A 15,194-nucleotide genomic window follows, 5' to 3' on the forward strand; every position below is an offset into this window, starting at 1 on the left:
TTCAGCGCTCGCGCGGCGCGGGCTGCGTCAGCGTGACGACGCGCACGCCGAGCTTCTGGCCGACCGCGATCAGATGGCCGGTGCCGATCAGCATCCCGTTCGCGACGAGATGGATCACGCTCTGGTTGATGCCTTGCTGCAGTTCGATCACCGCGCCGGGCTGCAGCGTGCCGAGTTCGCCGAGCGGGATCGACGTGGGCGGCAATTCGAAGCGCAGGTCGACCGCGAGGCCGTCGAGCGAGCGCGGCGCATCGTCGGGCGACGCATCGTGCGCGGTCGCGGTGGCGGGCGGGGTGTCGGTGCGGGTCGGTTCCAAAGGCATCTCCCTGATTCGTTCGACGGTCAGCCGGTTCCCCGACGGCCGTCCGGTGATCTCCCACGCCGGCGCGGCCGGCACCCGCGCCACGCACAGCAGGTTCTGCTCGTGCGCGCGCCAGCGCTCGATCGCGATGATGTCGCCGCTGACGACGTCGGCCAGCTCGGCCGTCGTCAGCTCGGTGCGGCCGATCTCGAACACCAGCGGCACCGGCAGGCTTGCATACGCGGCGCGCGTGTCGGGCCGCGCGGCCGCCGGCGCCGCGAAGAACACCGCGAGCGCGTCCGGCGCATCGAACAGCAGCGCGCCGTGGCAGCGCCATGCGCCGTCGGCGCGACGCAGTTCGAAGCGCAGCGCGGCCGGCGCGGTGCGCCATGCGGGCACGCTCGCCGGCGGCGGCAGCAGTTCCACGCGCTGCCGTGTCGCGGCCTGCAGCACGGCCGCGAGCGGCGCGGCGAGGTCGGCGAGCAGCGCCGCGCGGATCACGGCCGGCACGGCCGGGTCGGCCGCGTCGCCGAGCCATGCGCTTTCCGCGACCGGATCGATCCACAGCGTGCCGGCGGCCGGGCCGATGACGAAGCGGTACGCGTGCGCGTCGGCGGCCGGTTCGGCGTCGACGCGCCAGCGCACCTCGTACGCGTGTTCGCCGAGCGTGACCGGGACCGCGCCCGTGGCGCCGTACGCATGCGACAGCCCGCGCGCGGCGGCGGCGGACAGGCGCGGCAGCCACGGCGACGCGTCGAGCGCGATCGCGGCCGGCGGGGGCGGGATGGCGGGCGCCGCGGCGGGCGGGGTGGCAGCGGCGGGCGAGGCCCGGTTCGCGGCGTCGCCGGCGTCGGCATTCGTCAGGGACAGCGCAGGCACGGCGGGATCGGGGCGGATTCGGCGTTGGTTCGACGGGTTGTTGTGGCCGGCGGCGCAGGGGGCGCGCGGCTGCTGCGTCGATTGTAGGGACGGCGCCGGCCGCGTGCCGCGCCGGAATCCGTAGTCGCGCGCATCCGCCGGCCGCGCGGGCGGCGGCGAGCTACGAAGCCTGCTGCGCGGCGGCGTGGCCGCGTGCGGCGCGTCGCACGTACAAAGGCAACCGCCGCCCGGAGGCGGCGGTCGTGGCGCGGCGGGGCACGTGTGCCGGGCCGCGCGGCGCCGCACGGCGGACGTGCGGCGCGGTGGGGAGTCTTGCCGGCGCCCCGCGCGGTGGCGGCGCGCGGGTGAGCCGTGACGCGTTACGCGTAGTCGGCAGCCAGCGCCTGCTGCGGCGCGGCGCGCAGGATCGGCGCCGCGTCGTGGCGCTCGACGTGCGTCATGGCCGCGCCGAACAGCACCAGCCGATAGCCGACCGCATAAATCGGGATGATCCGCAGGTTCTTGTCGTGATCGAGCTGCAGCTTCGAACGGATGCGCGAGATGTGGGTGTCGAGCGTGCGCGACGACACGCCGAGCTCGCGGCCCCAGACCGCTTCCTGGATCGCTTGCCGCGGCACGATCTTGTTCATGTTGTCGAGCAGGAATTCGACGACGTCGAATTCACGCGGCGTGACGTCGACGACTTTGTTGTCGATTTCGATCGTGCGGCGCACGAAGTTGATTTTTATATTGTCGATGTACAGGTATTTGCAATCCATGTTGGCCCTCGCATGTCCGTAAAGGAGTGTTTGCGGGTCATGTACCGCAACTTCCGGGCCAGGGATGGTCCGTCGGGCGTCGACGGGGGGCGGGGGCGGGGCTGGCGGCGCGCCGGCCTTGAATCTAAAAGAATTTTTAACGCGGGATGCGCGGCGCGCTTCGGAAGGGTCGGAGCAACATTGAAGGATTGTTACGTAGCATCCGGGGAAACGTTACGGGCGTTACGGGCGGTGTTACGTGGGGCGGGCGATTTCCGCCGATCGTGCAGGGTTTCGAGCGGACGGCGAACCCGACATCGAACCCAACATCGAACCCTCCCGAATAGGACGGATTGCGGAGTCAAATCAATAGGTTGGTGCGGTTTTTTTGCCGACTTCGAACCCTACATCGGAGCCTACCGCACGCTGGGGAAAAAACGGCCGCGCGGCACTTCTGCCGCGCGGCCGGCATTTCACCGCCCCGTCAAGCCTTCGCCGTATCGCCCGAATCGAACGGCAGCACGTAATGCCGCTTGCCGGTCGCCGCGAAGATCGCGTTGGCGACCGCCGGGCCCACCGGCGCGACGCCCGGCTCGCCGACGCCGGTCGGCGCCTCGGCCGACGGCACGATATGCACCTCGACCTTCGGCATCTCCGCCATCCGCAGCACGTGATAGCCGTCGAAGTTGCGCTGCTCGACCTGGCCGTCCTTCAGCGTGATCGCGCTGTGCAGCGCCGCGCCGAGCCCGAAGCCGATGCCGCCTTCCATCTGCGCGGCGACGATGTCGGGGTTGATCGCGATCCCGCAGTCGACCGCGCACACCACGCGGTCGACCTTCACCTTGCCGTCGGCGTCGACCGACACTTCCGCGACCTGCGCGACATAGCTCTTGAACGCCTCGGCCACCGCGATCCCGCGCCCGCGGCCCTTCGGCAGCGGCTTCGCCGGATCCCAGCCGGCCTTCTGCGCGGCCAGCTCGAGCACGGCGCGCATCCGCGGCTCCTTCGCGAGCAGGTCGCGGCGGAACAGGTACGGATCCTTGCCGGCCGCGTGCGCGGCTTCGTCGATGAACGCCTCGACCGCGTAGGCCGTGTGCGAGCTGCCGACCACGCGCCACCACAGCACGGGCAGGCCGACCTTGGTGGTCGTGAGTTCGACCGATACGTTCGGCACCGCGTACGGCAGGTTCGCCGCGCCCTCGACCGACGTCGCGTCGATCCCGTTCTTGACCATGAACGCCTCGAACGGCGTGCTGGCGAGGATCGACTGGCCGACGATCCGGTGGCGCCAGCCGACCAGCTTGCCGTCCGCGGTCAGCCCCGCGTCGAGCTTGTGGAAGTACATCGGGCGATAGAAGCCGCCCTGGATGTCGTCCTCGCGCGTCCACTGCAGCTTGACCGGCTTGCCGTCCGCGCCGAGCGCCTTCGCGATCGACACGGCCTCGACCACGTAGTCCGACCACGCGTTCGCGCGCCGGCCGAAGCTGCCGCCCGCGTACAGCGTGTGGATCTGCACCTGCTCGGGCTTCAGGCCCGCGACCCGGGCGGCGTTGCCCTGGTCGACCGTCTGGAACTGGTCGCCGGCCCAGATCTCGCAGCTGTTCGCGGTCAGCTTGACGACCGCGTCGAGCGGCTCCATCGGCGCGTGCGCGAGATACGGGAATTCGTACGTCGCGCTGACCTTGCGCGCGGCACCCGCGATCGCCGCGTCGGCATCGCCGTCCTTGCGCGCCGATGCGCCGGGTTTCGCCGCGAGCTGCCGGTACTCGCGCATGATCTCCGCCGACCCGCGCTTCTCGGCGTTCGTTTCGTCCCAGTCGATCTTCAGCGCGTCGCGGCCCTGTTTCGCGGCCCAGAAGCCGGTCGCGACGACCGCGACGCCGCCCGGCACCTGCACGACCGACACCACGCCAGGCACGGCCTTCGCGGCCGTCGCGTCGAACGACTTGACCGTCGCGCCGAAGCGCGGCGGGCGCTGCAGCAGCGCGACGCGCATGCCGGGGAAGGTCGTGTCGAGCGTGAAATGCGCGGTGCCGTTCGACTTGGCCGACCCGTCCACGCGCGGAATGCGATGGCCGATCAGCTTGAAGTCGGCCGGCTGCTTCAGCGTGACCTTGTCGGGCACCGGCAGTTTCGACGCGTCGGCGACCAGCGTGCCGTAGGCGGCCGTCTTGCCGCTCTTCGCGTGCGTGACGACGCCGTTGGCGGTGGTCACCTCGCCGGCCGGCACCTTCCAGCGCGCCGCCGCGGCCGACACGAGCATCGCGCGGGCCTTGCCGCCCGCTTCGCGCAGTTGCTGCCACGAGTTCGACATGGCCGAGCTGCCGCCCGTGCCCTGCATCGTGCCGAATGCGAGGTTCGCGTAGCGTTTCGCGTCGGCCGGCGCGCTTTCGACGCGTACGCTCGACCAGTCGGCGTCGAGCTCCTCGGCGACGATCGTCGCGATGCCCGTGTACGCGCCCTGGCCCATTTCAACGTGTTTCGCGATGACGGTGACCGCGCCGTCGGGCGTGATGCGCAGGAATGCGTTCGGCGCGAAGTCGGCGGCGGGGGCCGTCGCGGCGAGCGCGCGGCGGCCGAGGCCGGCCCATTCGAAACCGATCGTCAGGCTGACGGCGGCCGCGGCGCCCGCGGCCTTCAGAAACGTGCGGCGCGACGGCCGCACCGAATCGCGATTGTCGAGTTCGATCGTCATGGTCAGGCTCCCAGCGTCGCGGCCGCGTCGTGGATCGCGGCCCGGATGCGGGCGTAGGTCGCACAGCGGCAGATGTTGCCGTTCATCGCGGCGTCGATGTCCGCGTCGGTCGGTTTCGGGTTCTGTTCGAGCAAGGCGGTGGCCGACATGATCTGGCCGGACTGGCAATAGCCGCACTGCGGCACCTGCAGCTTCACCCAGGCGGCCTGCACGGCCTGCGCGGGCTTGCTCTGCAGGCCTTCGATCGTGGTGACGTGCTTGCCGGCGATGCCGGCGAGCGGCAGCACGCACGAGCGCACCGCCTGGCCTTCGAGATGGACGGTGCACGCGCCGCACTGCGCCATGCCGCAGCCGAACTTCGTGCCGGTCAGCCCCGCGTGCTCGCGGATCGCCCAGAGGACGGGCATCGACGGATCGGCGTCGAGCGTAACGTTCTTGCCGTTGAGGACAAACGAGGTAGGCATGTTGGTATGTCTCCATGGGGAAAACCCGGCATGCGCCCGGTTAGCGGGCAGTGTGCGCGAGCGCGCGTTTTTTGCGTCTACCCAATCCTGCAAATTTATTGAACAATCCTGCAAATCCCCGGCGCGGCGGCGAGCGATTCGCTATGCTCGCGCGATTCGGGGAAACGAAGCGAGGAACCCGTCATGGACATGACCGATATCGCGGCGTCGCGCGAATCCGGGCGGCGCGAACTGGCATCGCTGATCGCCCGCTTCGCGCCGACCGACGGCTCCCACTCGACGGCGGTGCCGGCGCTGATGCTGCACCGGCACGGGCATCCGGTCGATCTCGGCTGCGGCGTGTCGCGCGCCGCGCTCGTGATCGCCGCGCAGGGCGCGAAGCGTGTGATCGTGGGCGGCCAGGCTTACGAATACGACACGCGGAACTGCCTGATTGCGTCGATCGACTTGCCGATTCTCTCGCGCGTCACGCAGGCGTCGCCGGACGCGCCTTACCTGTGCCTGTCGCTCACGCTCGATCCGCAGCGCATCGTCGAACTCGCGGCCGAGATGCGGCTGCCGGAGCCGGATGCCGGCCCCGAAGGCGAGGGGATCGCGCTTGCCGAGCTGACGCCGCCGCTGTTCGATGCCGCGCTGCGGCTGTTGCGGCTGCTCGATACGCCGGCCGACATTCCGGTGGTCGCGCCGCTGATCGAAAAGGAACTGCTTTATCGGCTGATGACGAGCGGGCAGGGCACGCGGCTGCGGCACATGGCCGTCGCGGGCAGCCAGACGCACCGGATCGCGCGTGCGATCGAGTGGATCCGCGATCACTACGCGGAGCCGATGCGCGTCGACACGCTCGCGCAGGCGGTCAACATGAGCGTGTCGTCGCTACATCATCACTTCAAGCACGTGACCACGCTGAGCCCGCTGCAGTATCAGAAGCAACTGCGGCTGCACGAAGCGCGGCGGCTGTTGCTGCGGCAGGGCGGCGACGTCGGGTCCGTGGCCGCGACCGTTGGCTATGAAAGCGCGTCGCAGTTCAGCCGCGAATACAGCCGGCTGTTCGGCGCGCCGCCGATGCGCGACGTCGTGCATCTGCGCAAGAAGGAATTGCTCGGCACATAGCGGCGGCGCGGTTCATTGCGATTGCATCGCGCGTGGCTTCGTCGCGCGCTGCGCGGTCTGCCGAATCAGGACGACATTCAAGCGGCGTGCCAGGGTTGCCGCATGCGGATGCGAGGGAGCAGCGGGCGGCGCTGCCGCGCCGCGCACGAACTTCTGTTTCACGCATGTATCCGTGGATTGCGCGAACCGGTGTGACAACTGCCGGTAGCATACGAACCGGCCGGTCGAAACGCGCAAAAAAGTCGCGCCGTCACGAATTTTCTGCATGAATCACGCTTTGCACGACCATGTTTCAGCGATGAGATTCGCGGCCGATATCGCATCGGAAATGTTTCTCGCGCGCATCGTGCGTCGTTATCCGGCGATTGGCGCGCGGCGGTTATCGACATCGAATGTCGCCGAATTGAATGACGCCAGTAAAAATGGATAAAGGGTGTTGAAGGGTTCGTGCGGCACATGCTGTCATCTTTTCCGATATGCAGGCAGCGCGAACGCCATGTCGGCCTGCACCGCAATTGCCGTTTTTTTGCCGCGCGTTCGCCTTGTCGGTCGACGCTTGATCCCATCGGTATTTTCACGGATGAATCAATTGCGTTTCGCGGCGGCTGGCGTGCACTGCCGGAAGCCTAGCGATATCTGCCGTGCAGCTTTCGCTGCACCGGGGTGCCGCGCGTTTCGATTCGTCGTTTCCCAGGTATGCGAACGCTGTCGAACGGGCCGCAGCAGGCGGTTTGGCAGGGGCCGATGTGCGGATCGGCCGTAATCTGCGACCGCGCACTTCTCAAGTATGAAACACCCGTTCGTCACCCCCTTGCGCGGAGCCCCGCGGGCCGCATTCGTCCGCCTTTTCCGGCATTGCTTCGCGGCATTCAATGATCGGCGCAAGTCGCCCACCGTTGTCGCGATACATTCCTGAAACAAAAAATGCGATTCGCGGCGAAATGGCCGGGCGTTGCGGATGGTACGCGTCAGGCAACCATCGGTGGAATCACGCATGGCATGCCGCTTGCGACATGGGACGCACCGGCGAGCGGTCGACCTGATGCGACAAAGATGGGGGGCGACGCGTTCGTCAATAAGCAGTCGGGGAAATAGAGATGAAGACCAGAAGCAGTCATTCGTTCCGCGCATTCCTTGCGCATCCGTGGGGTAGTCGGACAGCTCGGAGTACGGCTCGCGATGCAGTGCCAGCCTCGCGGGTTCGTCGCCGGTTTCCCGGCATCCGCGTGTCGCACGTGCTGGAACGCCTGTCGTTCCGCATGACGACCGGCCGACAGCGGTGCTCCCTTTCATTCAGCGCGTCCGGGTGGACCGGGCTGTTCGTGCCGGACAGCTTGACCCCGACTCGACTTCGACCGTGCAGGGCCGTATCGAGTGCGCCGGGCAAATGCCGGCGCTCGCCGGACTCGCGCGAATACCCGATGGCCGGATGACCCGGAAGATCATTGATCGGTAGCTCAGGGAGAGGCGATGCCGACTGACCGTCATGCAGGCCCGTTATCGCCACGATGACGTGCATGTTTTGGATGGCGCTGCATTTTCGGTACTTAACCATTTTCACGCATTTTCGATCGCTGAAGCGAATGCCGTGTGCCGGTGTGTCGCGGGAGCGAATTTCGAAAAAAACCATTTCGGGATGTCGAATGCCTGTATTCGGGTGCGTGAGGCAATTTGTTTTCTGATTTTTAAAAATCGATATGCGATATCGAGAATTTCTATAAAAAATTCGGAAAACTAAAAAATACTAACTGAACTTCGACTGGCCAAAAGTTCCGTGGTCTCGGATTCGAGACGAATCGTTGCTTCGTGATTGGATAGTGATCCTTATTTTTAAGGATTGCTCGAGGCAGGGAAGTTGAAGGCGTGCAGCTTTCCTCGCTTGTTCCGTCCACGCCGTTATGGAGTCGACCATGAAGAAGCTTCTGATTGCAGCAGCAGTGATGGCGGTTTCGAGTGCAGCGTTCGCAGCGAGCGGCACGGTCTCGACCAGCAACTCGTCGAGCGGTGGCCAGACGATGGCCGGTGTCGTCGGGTTCGGTCACTTCACCGCAACCGATTCGGGCGCGGCGCTCGGCGCCGCCGGTGCAACGGCCGGCGGCGGCGCGAGCAGCTCGATCTCGTACACGAACCACATCAACACGTCGACGGTGAGCGGCTTCGGCTTCGGCGGCGCACAAGCTGGCGGTTCCAGCGGTGCGAACGCCGGTTCGACCGGCTGGACGATGTATCACTACTAAGCCGCGGCGCATAGCGTTCGTCATGGACAGGTGGCACGGATGCCGGGTTTCGTCCCGCGAGGGCGGACCCGGCGACCCGGCCACCGAACTTCCTCACAGCAAGGAATTGCTATGAAAGCCAACGTCATTTTAGCGACAGCGCTCACCGTCCTATCGTCAGCCGTGCTGGCGGCGGGTCCGACGACATTCAACCAGACGCAATCCGTCGCGGCGGGCGTCTCCGGTTCGGTGCTGGTCGGTACCGGCAGCTACACGAGCAACTCGACTTCGGTGGCGGGCGCGAACGCCGGAAGTACCGTGACACCCGCCGGCTCCATCGGCACGGCATCCGCCTATCACGACTCGACTTCGACGGCCAGCGGCTGGGGCACGAACGGAGGCGCGTTCGCGGCAGGCGGCGGTATCGGTGCCGCAGGCTCGTTCGGTGGAACCGGCAACACGAGCGAGAACGCCAATGCGCTGTCGGGAGGGGTGACCGCCACGATCGTACTCGGCGCGAACCACTACACGGCAACCGGCGCGAACGACAACGGCATTGCCAACGCAGGTGCCGCCGGCATGGCGGGCAGTGGGTGGTCGGGAACGGTCGCGGGCTCGAACCACTTCAACTCGTCGACGGTATGGGGCACCGGTCCGGCCGGATCGCCGTTCGCATCGGGCGGCAGCCAGGGCAGTTCCGGCGCGACCGCCGGCAGTCCCTGATTCGGGTGTCGGGGGGCCAGCTTCCCAACGACGCTGGTCTCTTTCCTCGCCTTGTTGTCACCGTAAGGAGTTGGCATGAAGCAGAAACTGATTGCCGCCGCTCTGATGCTCGCGTCTCTGACGGCGTATGGCGCTGACCGTGCTGCCGACGACGTGCAATCGAATGTGCAAACGTCAAACAACCCTGACCAGACAACCAAACCGTCACAACAACACACGCTTTCGTCGGGCAGTGCCATCGGCGCACCGGCGGCCCAGCAATGGCCGGGCATGTCGGGCGGTTCGTGGTCCCAGCTGGGCAGTGGCTGGAAGCAGTTCGGGGAAGCAGGCAAAACTGAAGGCATTCAGGGGAATTAATACGGTTGCCTGGGTGGGAGGTCAAACCACGTCCGGAGATTGAAATGAACAGCAACAAGATCAGGGTGGCATGTGCGGCGATGTTCGCGATGGCCACGATCGGTGCCCAAGCGCAGACCGCCGACTCGACTTCAAGCGCGCAGTCCTCGACGTCGTCGACGGCGATCAGCCAGGGCGGTGGCTCGAGCATGAACACGAACACCACGAGTTCGCGCGGCGGTAACGCCACGAGCAGCAGCGGGGTGCGTGGCAGCGGCAATTCGAGCGTGCAGGTCAACTTGAACTTGCCTTCTTCCACGAGTGGCGGCTCGAACGTGACGCCGCAGAGCGTGAGCTCGCTCCAGTCGGCGGGCTCGCCGGGGACTAATCCGTTCAACACCCAGACGTCGGAAAACGTCAACTACTCGGGTACCCAGACGATCAAGACGAACCCCGCGATCCAGGCGCCGGGCCTCACGACCACGCTGTCCGATACCTGCATGGGCTCGGTGAGCGTCGGCGTGTCGTTTCCGGGCTTCGGCGCGACGGGCGGCACGACCCTGGTCGACCAGGCATGCGTGCGTCGTCTCGACGCGCGTGAATTCCGCGCGATGGGGCTGACCGACGTCGCGCTCGCGCTGCTTTGCCAGAGCGATGCGAACCGGCGTGCGGTGGAAGCGACCGGTCACCTGTGCCCGGGCACGACCGCGCCGCTCGCGCGCTCGAACGTGGCGCCCGCCGTCGAAGCGACCGTGGCCGACGACGTGAAGTATCGCGATCCGATCGTGCGCAACCGCATGGGACTGCCGCCGCTCGACGCCGCCGCGCCCGCGCAGACGCGCCCGGTGGCGACGACCGCGGTCCAGGCGGCGCCGATCCCGGTGCCCGCGTCGTCGATCGCCGCGCCGGCCGTCGGCGCGGTGCCTGCCGCAGCACAAGCGGCCGCCGTGAAGGCGACGCAAGCGGCTGCGTTCGTGCCTGCCGCCGTTGCCGCACCGGTTGCGGCGGCAGCGCCGGCAGTGAGTGCTGCCCCTGCCGTCGCACCCGCCGCGGTGAGTGCGGTGCCGGCTGCCGCCATCGTTGCGGCGCCGGCGGTTGCCGACAAGGCCCCGGCACCCGCGCCGGCCGCAACCGACACCACGGCGCAAGCCGCCGCGACGCCCGCGGTCGACACGAAGGCGAAGGAACCCGTGCCGGCGGTTGCCGACAAGGCTCCGGAACCCACACCGGCCGCAACCGACACCACGGCGCAAGCCGCGGCGACGCCTGCGGTCGATACGAAGGCGAAGGAACCCGCGTCGACGATTGCCGACAAGGCGCCGGAACCTGCACCGGCCGCAACCGACACCGCCGCGCAAGCCGCAGCAGCGCCCGCCTTCGCCACGAAGACGCCGGACGTCGCGCAATCCGGACCGGCGGCGACCGACGCCGCATCGCGGACCGCGGACGCCGCAACGTCCGCGCCTGCGCCCGCGGTCGATGCGAAGGCTGCCGAACCGGCATCGCAGGCAGCAGCCGAGGCGCCCGCGCCAGAAGCCGCGCAGCCCGCCGCCGCCGCAGCAGCTGCCGCTGCCGACGCGCCGGCAGCCGATGCGAAGGCGACGGACGCGGTCGAATCCGCTGCCACGCCCGCACCGTCCGCCGACGTGCCGGCCACGGTTGACCAGCAGGCCGCCCCGGCCGCGCCGGTGATGCCGGCGCCGACCGTCATCTCGACGAGCACATCGTCGTAAGCATGCGGACAAGGCGCCCGTGCGATCAACATGCCGGTCGCACGGGCGCCGCCGGGATCCGCGGCGCGACGCACGTCGCAAGTTTGACGGGTGTTGGTCCCTTCCCCGAGGTCAACACCTCTTTTTGCCTGACGAGGGTACAAGGAGGCCTCAATCATGAGGATCTTTTTGGTCGCGCTGCTGCTGGCCGGCACACAAGCCGCCGCGCAGTCGGTTTTCCAGAACCCCGCGGTCTTTGTCATCCTGAGCGAGCAGACCCTCGCGAATGCCGCGAGCGTCCAGCAGGCGCTGACGACGCTCGGCCGCCCGGACAACACGGCATGCGTGCCGATGATGATGGTCGGCGATCCGCAGATGATCTACATGATGCCGGCGGAGGGGCACGCACCGTCGTGGCAATCGCCGGTGTACGGTCGTGGCGCGCCGTTCGACGCGCAGAACGGGCCGACGCCGACCGGCAAGACGGTCGGCGCGATGCAGCACGCGGAGGACATGCGGACGCAGCCGTGGAGCGACAGCAGCGCGATCACGCAGAAGATCGCCGGCGAGTCGAGCCTGTCCGCGTCGGCGCGGGTCAGCGACTGGCAGCGCAAAGGGCTGAACACGATCGAGACGGCGCCTGCGACGGAAGTGACGGTGAACGGCAAGACCTACCGTGCTTATCGCGAGGACCTCAACCAGGCCGCGCGGCCCGTCGTCGAACCGCAGATCTACATGCAACGCGTCGTGTTCTGCCGATGACGAAACTTTCCCGAGCGGACATGCCGGCAGCGTCGCGCGTGGGCAGGGAGGCCTGCCGCGCATCGTTTCGCGCCGCCCGTTCGGCCAGACAACCCCATGCGGCGAGGCCATCGTGAACCATTGCTGCCCGATCAGACTGTCAGGCCCGCAGGAGGGTGAGCGGGCGCCGTGCACGCCACCGTTCGTCGCGGTCCGGCGTCACCATGGCGTGCCGTCACGCCCGCTCGTGTATCTGTCGCCGCGTCCCGATGCGGGGCTCGTCGACTGTCTCGCGTCGCGCGGCTGGGACGTGTGGCGCGCGAAATCCGTTGCGGACGCACTCAATCTCGTGAAGGCGAACCGCCTGCATGCGGGCATCGTCGATTTCGACGATTTCGCGTCGCCCGACGTCGCGTCGTTCGAGGCGCTGCTGCGCGATCCGCGGATCGGCTGGGTCGCGCTCGCCGACGACGAGCGACTGCGCGACGCCACCATCGCGCGCCTGATCCGCCAGTGCTGCTTCGGCTACGCCCGCGATGCGACGGCCGATACGACGATCGGTTATCTCGTCGGCCATGCGTACGGGATGCTGAAACTGGCGGAAGGCGATCCGGCCGTCGACGCCGCGCCGCCCGGCGGCACGATGATCGGCGCGTGCGACGCGATGCGCCGTCTGTTCGCGACGATCCGCAAGGTTGCGAACACCGAGGCCACCGTGTTCATCGCCGGCGAATCCGGCACCGGCAAGGAGTTGACCGCGTCGGCGATCCATCAGCATTCGTCGCGCGCCGACGCGCCGTTCGTCGCCGTGAATTGCGCGGCGATTCCGACGACGCTGCTGCAGGCCGAGCTGTTCGGTCATGAGCGCGGCGCGTTCACCGGCGCGCATCAGCGCAAGATCGGCCGCATCGAGTCCGCGCACGGCGGCACGCTGTTCCTCGATGAAATCGGCGACATGCCGTTCGAGAGCCAGGCGAGCCTGCTGCGGTTCCTGCAGGAGGGCAAGATCGAGCGGCTCGGCGGACACACGTCGATTCCGGTGGATGTGCGGATCGTGTCCGCGACCCACGTCGATCTCGAGGCCGCGATGCAGGCGGGACGGTTCCGTGCGGACCTGTATTACCGGCTGTGCGTGCTGCGTATCGACGAGCCGCCGCTGCGCGCGCGCGGCCGCGACATCATGCTGCTCGCCGATCACATCTTGCGGCGCTATCGCGGCGACAGCGCGCACCGGATTCGCGGCTTCATGCCGTGCGCGATCGAGGCGATTCACAACTATGCATGGCCCGGCAACGTGCGCGAACTGATCAACCGGATCCGCTTCGCGGTCGTGATGACGAATGGCCCGCTGATCTCGGCCGTCGATCTCGAACTGAACCAGTACACGTCGCAGCGGCCGCCGACGCTCGCGGAATTGCGCCGCGAGGCCGAGCGGCGCACGATCGAGGAAACGCTGTTGCGGCATCGGCGTCAGCATGCCGACGTCGCGGCGGAACTTGGTGTCTCGCGCGCGACGCTGTACCGCCTGATGACCGCGCACGGCCTGCACGGCTGACGCGGATTGCGCAGGTTGCGCGCGTTGCGCACGCGCGGGCGGGTGGCGGCGTCGCGCGGGCGCCGGCCCGTGGCGTCAGGCCGGCCGTTCGAAGCCCGATTCGACCCAGCGTGCGGCACTGGCCTTGTTGAGCTTGAACCCGGCGGAGACCTTCGCGTCGGCCAGCAGCTCGCCGTACGGGTCGAACGCCTTCAGTTGCGCATACGGCTCGAACTCGTCCGGCACGATGTCGAGCGTGACCGACACATCCTGTCCGTCGTCGTCCTGCACCGTCACTTCCTTGTGCAGCATCGCACGGCGTTGCTGCTCGTGTCGCATCAGCACCTCGGTCGCGGTCTTCACCAGCGTGCGGAACGCATTCGCGTCCATCGGCTTCGGATTCTTCTTGTCGCGACCCATCGTCCACGGGCCGACGAGCGCGGGCTCGGCTTCGCCGTCCTTGATCATCTCGACGGCCCAGCCGTCGTCGTCCTCGTTCTTGATGATGCGGGCCGTCCAGCCGTTGTCGCGCCAGAGGCCGTCTTCGTGGATGGTGTCGTCGGATTGCAGATCGGATTCGGTCATGGGGAAGCGGGAGTACGGGCAGCCGGCGAACGGGCGGGCGCGCGGCCGGGAAGGGCGCGCTGCCGCCGGCCGGTCGCCCGGAGTGGCATGCAAAGGCCGCAATTTTACCCCGCGGGCCGTCCGTGCGGCCCGCGCGACCCGCAACGTCGGCCGTCCGGCCGACCCCGGCTGCCGCCGGACGGTCGGACCGGCGCCGATATCAAACTCGTATCACGCCTGCACGAACCAATTCAGACGACGCCCCATATCCCGGCCGTGCGTTGCTGCCTAGAATGATGTCCGGGATAAAAATATCCTGAACGTCGATTCAATGCCGATCCGCCGCGCACGCATTCCGCGACGTGCGGCCCGGCGAAACTTCTGGGACTGCGCATGGGGAAATTCAGAATTCGCACTGTTTTCGCGTACGACTCGCCGCTGACGCTCGCGGGCATGGAACACATTGCCGGCGACGCGTGCGCGATCGATCTGGTCGGCGTCTCCCGGACCCCGGGCGATCTGATCGAGGCGCTCGGCAGCGTCGACTGCGACATCGTGCTGGTCGACTATCCGATTCGCGGCGACGTGCAGATGGACGGTCTCGCACTGTTCGACTGGCTGCACAGCACGCGCCCGAACGTCGGGGTCGTCGCGCTGGTGGGCAACGAGAATCCGGTGATCTTCCGCTCGATTCTCGCGAAAGGCGGCGCGAGCCTCGTCAGCAAGTTCGACGAAGTCGGTCACATCGTCACCGCGATTCATTCGAGCTACAGCGGCGGGCGCTATCAGTCGCCGCTCGTCCGGCGTGCGCTCGATGCGGTCGCCGAGCACGACCAGGCGCCGGTGAAACTGTCGACGCGCGAGATCGAGGTGATGCGCCTTTATCTGGCCGGCCTGCCGATCAAGACGATCGCGCAGCGGTTGAACAAGGGCAAGCAGACGGTCAGCGCGCAGAAGATCAGCGCGATGAAGAAACTCGGCGTGACCAACGACATCGAGCTGGCCCAGCGGGCGGCCGGGATGGGGTTCGGCGGTTTCAAGCCCATGAGCCGGCCGGGCGGAGCGGGGTAAGCGTGGAAGGCGCGCGGAAGAAGTGAGGGCGGGGCCCGGGTCGTGGGGGCCGGCCGCGCATTGCCGGCCGGTCAGGCGAAATCCGTCGGCATCCGGCGGGATGCCGACGGA

The 15,194-nt window shown here is 67.8% G+C and carries 14 protein-coding genes; 9 read left to right on the forward strand and 5 right to left on the reverse strand.

Annotation, left to right across the window (positions count from 1 at the left end; all coding sequences use genetic code 11):
- Position 1: 1 nt before the first annotated feature.
- The 4 genes from sctQ to WS46_RS25495 form a co-directional block, all read right to left on the reverse strand.
- Positions 2-1,180 (reverse strand): type III secretion system cytoplasmic ring protein SctQ, encoded by a 1,179-nt coding sequence (gene sctQ, locus WS46_RS25480; RefSeq protein WP_059692143.1) that lies wholly within the window; start codon positions 1,178-1,180, stop codon positions 2-4.
- Positions 1,181-1,539: 359 nt separating this feature from the next.
- Entirely contained in the window at positions 1,540-1,938 is a 399-nt protein-coding gene (locus WS46_RS25485; protein WP_059526731.1) for a winged helix-turn-helix domain-containing protein, read from the reverse strand.
- Between the two features lie 463 nt (positions 1,939-2,401).
- Positions 2,402-4,612 (reverse strand): xanthine dehydrogenase family protein molybdopterin-binding subunit, encoded by a 2,211-nt coding sequence (locus WS46_RS25490; protein WP_059692144.1) that lies wholly within the window; start codon positions 4,610-4,612, stop codon positions 2,402-2,404.
- A 2-nt stretch (positions 4,613-4,614) separates the two neighbouring features.
- A complete protein-coding gene (locus tag WS46_RS25495) occupies positions 4,615-5,076 on the reverse strand; it encodes a (2Fe-2S)-binding protein (protein WP_059468378.1) in 462 nt (153 codons plus the stop codon).
- A 183-nt stretch (positions 5,077-5,259) separates the two neighbouring features.
- Here WS46_RS25495 and WS46_RS25500 point away from each other — a divergent pair, with 183 nt between their 5' ends.
- The 8 genes from WS46_RS25500 (at position 5,260) to WS46_RS25535 (ending at position 13,469) form a co-directional block, all read left to right on the forward strand.
- Positions 5,260-6,186: an AraC family transcriptional regulator gene (locus tag WS46_RS25500; protein WP_059692145.1), complete on the forward strand. Its 927-nt coding sequence runs from the start codon at positions 5,260-5,262 to the stop codon at positions 6,184-6,186.
- A gap of 265 nt (positions 6,187-6,451) precedes the next feature.
- Complete coding sequence (locus WS46_RS35625; RefSeq protein WP_156443184.1) at positions 6,452-6,616, forward strand: hypothetical protein; 165 nt, start codon at positions 6,452-6,454, stop codon at positions 6,614-6,616.
- Between the two features lie 1,480 nt (positions 6,617-8,096).
- Positions 8,097-8,423 (forward strand): hypothetical protein, encoded by a 327-nt coding sequence (locus WS46_RS25510; protein WP_059692203.1) that lies wholly within the window; start codon positions 8,097-8,099, stop codon positions 8,421-8,423.
- A gap of 111 nt (positions 8,424-8,534) precedes the next feature.
- The gene (locus WS46_RS25515) at positions 8,535-9,125 is read left to right on the forward strand and encodes a hypothetical protein (protein ID WP_059526722.1); all 591 of its coding nucleotides are present in this window, start codon (positions 8,535-8,537) and stop codon (positions 9,123-9,125) included.
- A gap of 75 nt (positions 9,126-9,200) precedes the next feature.
- Positions 9,201-9,482 carry a hypothetical protein gene (locus WS46_RS25520; protein ID WP_059692147.1) on the forward strand — a complete coding sequence of 94 codons (282 nt, stop codon included), beginning with the start codon at positions 9,201-9,203 and terminating at the stop codon, positions 9,480-9,482.
- Between the two features lie 44 nt (positions 9,483-9,526).
- On the forward strand, positions 9,527-11,194 hold the full coding sequence (locus WS46_RS25525) for a hypothetical protein (protein ID WP_059692148.1): 1,668 nt from the start codon (positions 9,527-9,529) through the stop codon (positions 11,192-11,194).
- Between the two features lie 156 nt (positions 11,195-11,350).
- On the forward strand, positions 11,351-11,935 hold the full coding sequence (locus tag WS46_RS25530; RefSeq protein ID WP_059692149.1) for a hypothetical protein: 585 nt from the start codon (positions 11,351-11,353) through the stop codon (positions 11,933-11,935).
- Positions 11,936-12,047: 112 nt separating this feature from the next.
- Complete coding sequence (locus WS46_RS25535) at positions 12,048-13,469, forward strand: sigma-54 dependent transcriptional regulator (protein WP_059692150.1); 1,422 nt, start codon at positions 12,048-12,050, stop codon at positions 13,467-13,469.
- Positions 13,470-13,544: 75 nt separating this feature from the next.
- On the opposite strand, the gene WS46_RS25540 is transcribed toward WS46_RS25535, so the two are convergent.
- Positions 13,545-14,033: a hypothetical protein gene (locus WS46_RS25540; protein ID WP_059692151.1), complete on the reverse strand. Its 489-nt coding sequence runs from the start codon at positions 14,031-14,033 to the stop codon at positions 13,545-13,547.
- Between the two features lie 372 nt (positions 14,034-14,405).
- Between WS46_RS25540 and WS46_RS25545 the strand changes: the two genes are divergently transcribed.
- Positions 14,406-15,083, forward strand: coding sequence for a response regulator transcription factor (locus WS46_RS25545; RefSeq protein WP_059526704.1), 678 nt, complete (start codon positions 14,406-14,408; stop codon positions 15,081-15,083).
- Positions 15,084-15,194: the final 111 nt, after the last annotated feature.

This window comes from Burkholderia sp. RF4-BP95 (genome assembly GCF_001521985.1).
GTDB classification, from domain to species: domain Bacteria; phylum Pseudomonadota; class Gammaproteobacteria; order Burkholderiales; family Burkholderiaceae; genus Burkholderia; species Burkholderia diffusa.

Bases quoted from the DNA above. Each gene is read 5' to 3' on its own strand.
- WS46_RS25485 (WP_059526731.1), bottom strand. From the start codon at position 1,938: ATGGATTGCAAATACCTGTACATCGACAATATAAAAATCAACTTCGTG.
- WS46_RS25490 (WP_059692144.1), bottom strand. From the start codon at position 4,612: ATGACGATCGAACTCGACAATCGCGATTCGGTGCGGCCGTCGCGCCGC.
- WS46_RS25495 (WP_059468378.1), bottom strand. From the start codon at position 5,076: ATGCCTACCTCGTTTGTCCTCAACGGCAAGAACGTTACGCTCGACGCC.
- WS46_RS25500 (WP_059692145.1), top strand. From the start codon at position 5,260: ATGGACATGACCGATATCGCGGCGTCGCGCGAATCCGGGCGGCGCGAA.
- WS46_RS35625 (WP_156443184.1), top strand. From the start codon at position 6,452: ATGAATCACGCTTTGCACGACCATGTTTCAGCGATGAGATTCGCGGCC.
- WS46_RS25510 (WP_059692203.1), top strand. From the start codon at position 8,097: ATGAAGAAGCTTCTGATTGCAGCAGCAGTGATGGCGGTTTCGAGTGCA.
- WS46_RS25515 (WP_059526722.1), top strand. From the start codon at position 8,535: ATGAAAGCCAACGTCATTTTAGCGACAGCGCTCACCGTCCTATCGTCA.
- WS46_RS25520 (WP_059692147.1), top strand. From the start codon at position 9,201: ATGAAGCAGAAACTGATTGCCGCCGCTCTGATGCTCGCGTCTCTGACG.
- WS46_RS25525 (WP_059692148.1), top strand. From the start codon at position 9,527: ATGAACAGCAACAAGATCAGGGTGGCATGTGCGGCGATGTTCGCGATG.
- WS46_RS25530 (WP_059692149.1), top strand. From the start codon at position 11,351: ATGAGGATCTTTTTGGTCGCGCTGCTGCTGGCCGGCACACAAGCCGCC.
- WS46_RS25540 (WP_059692151.1), bottom strand. From the start codon at position 14,033: ATGACCGAATCCGATCTGCAATCCGACGACACCATCCACGAAGACGGC.
- WS46_RS25545 (WP_059526704.1), top strand. From the start codon at position 14,406: ATGGGGAAATTCAGAATTCGCACTGTTTTCGCGTACGACTCGCCGCTG.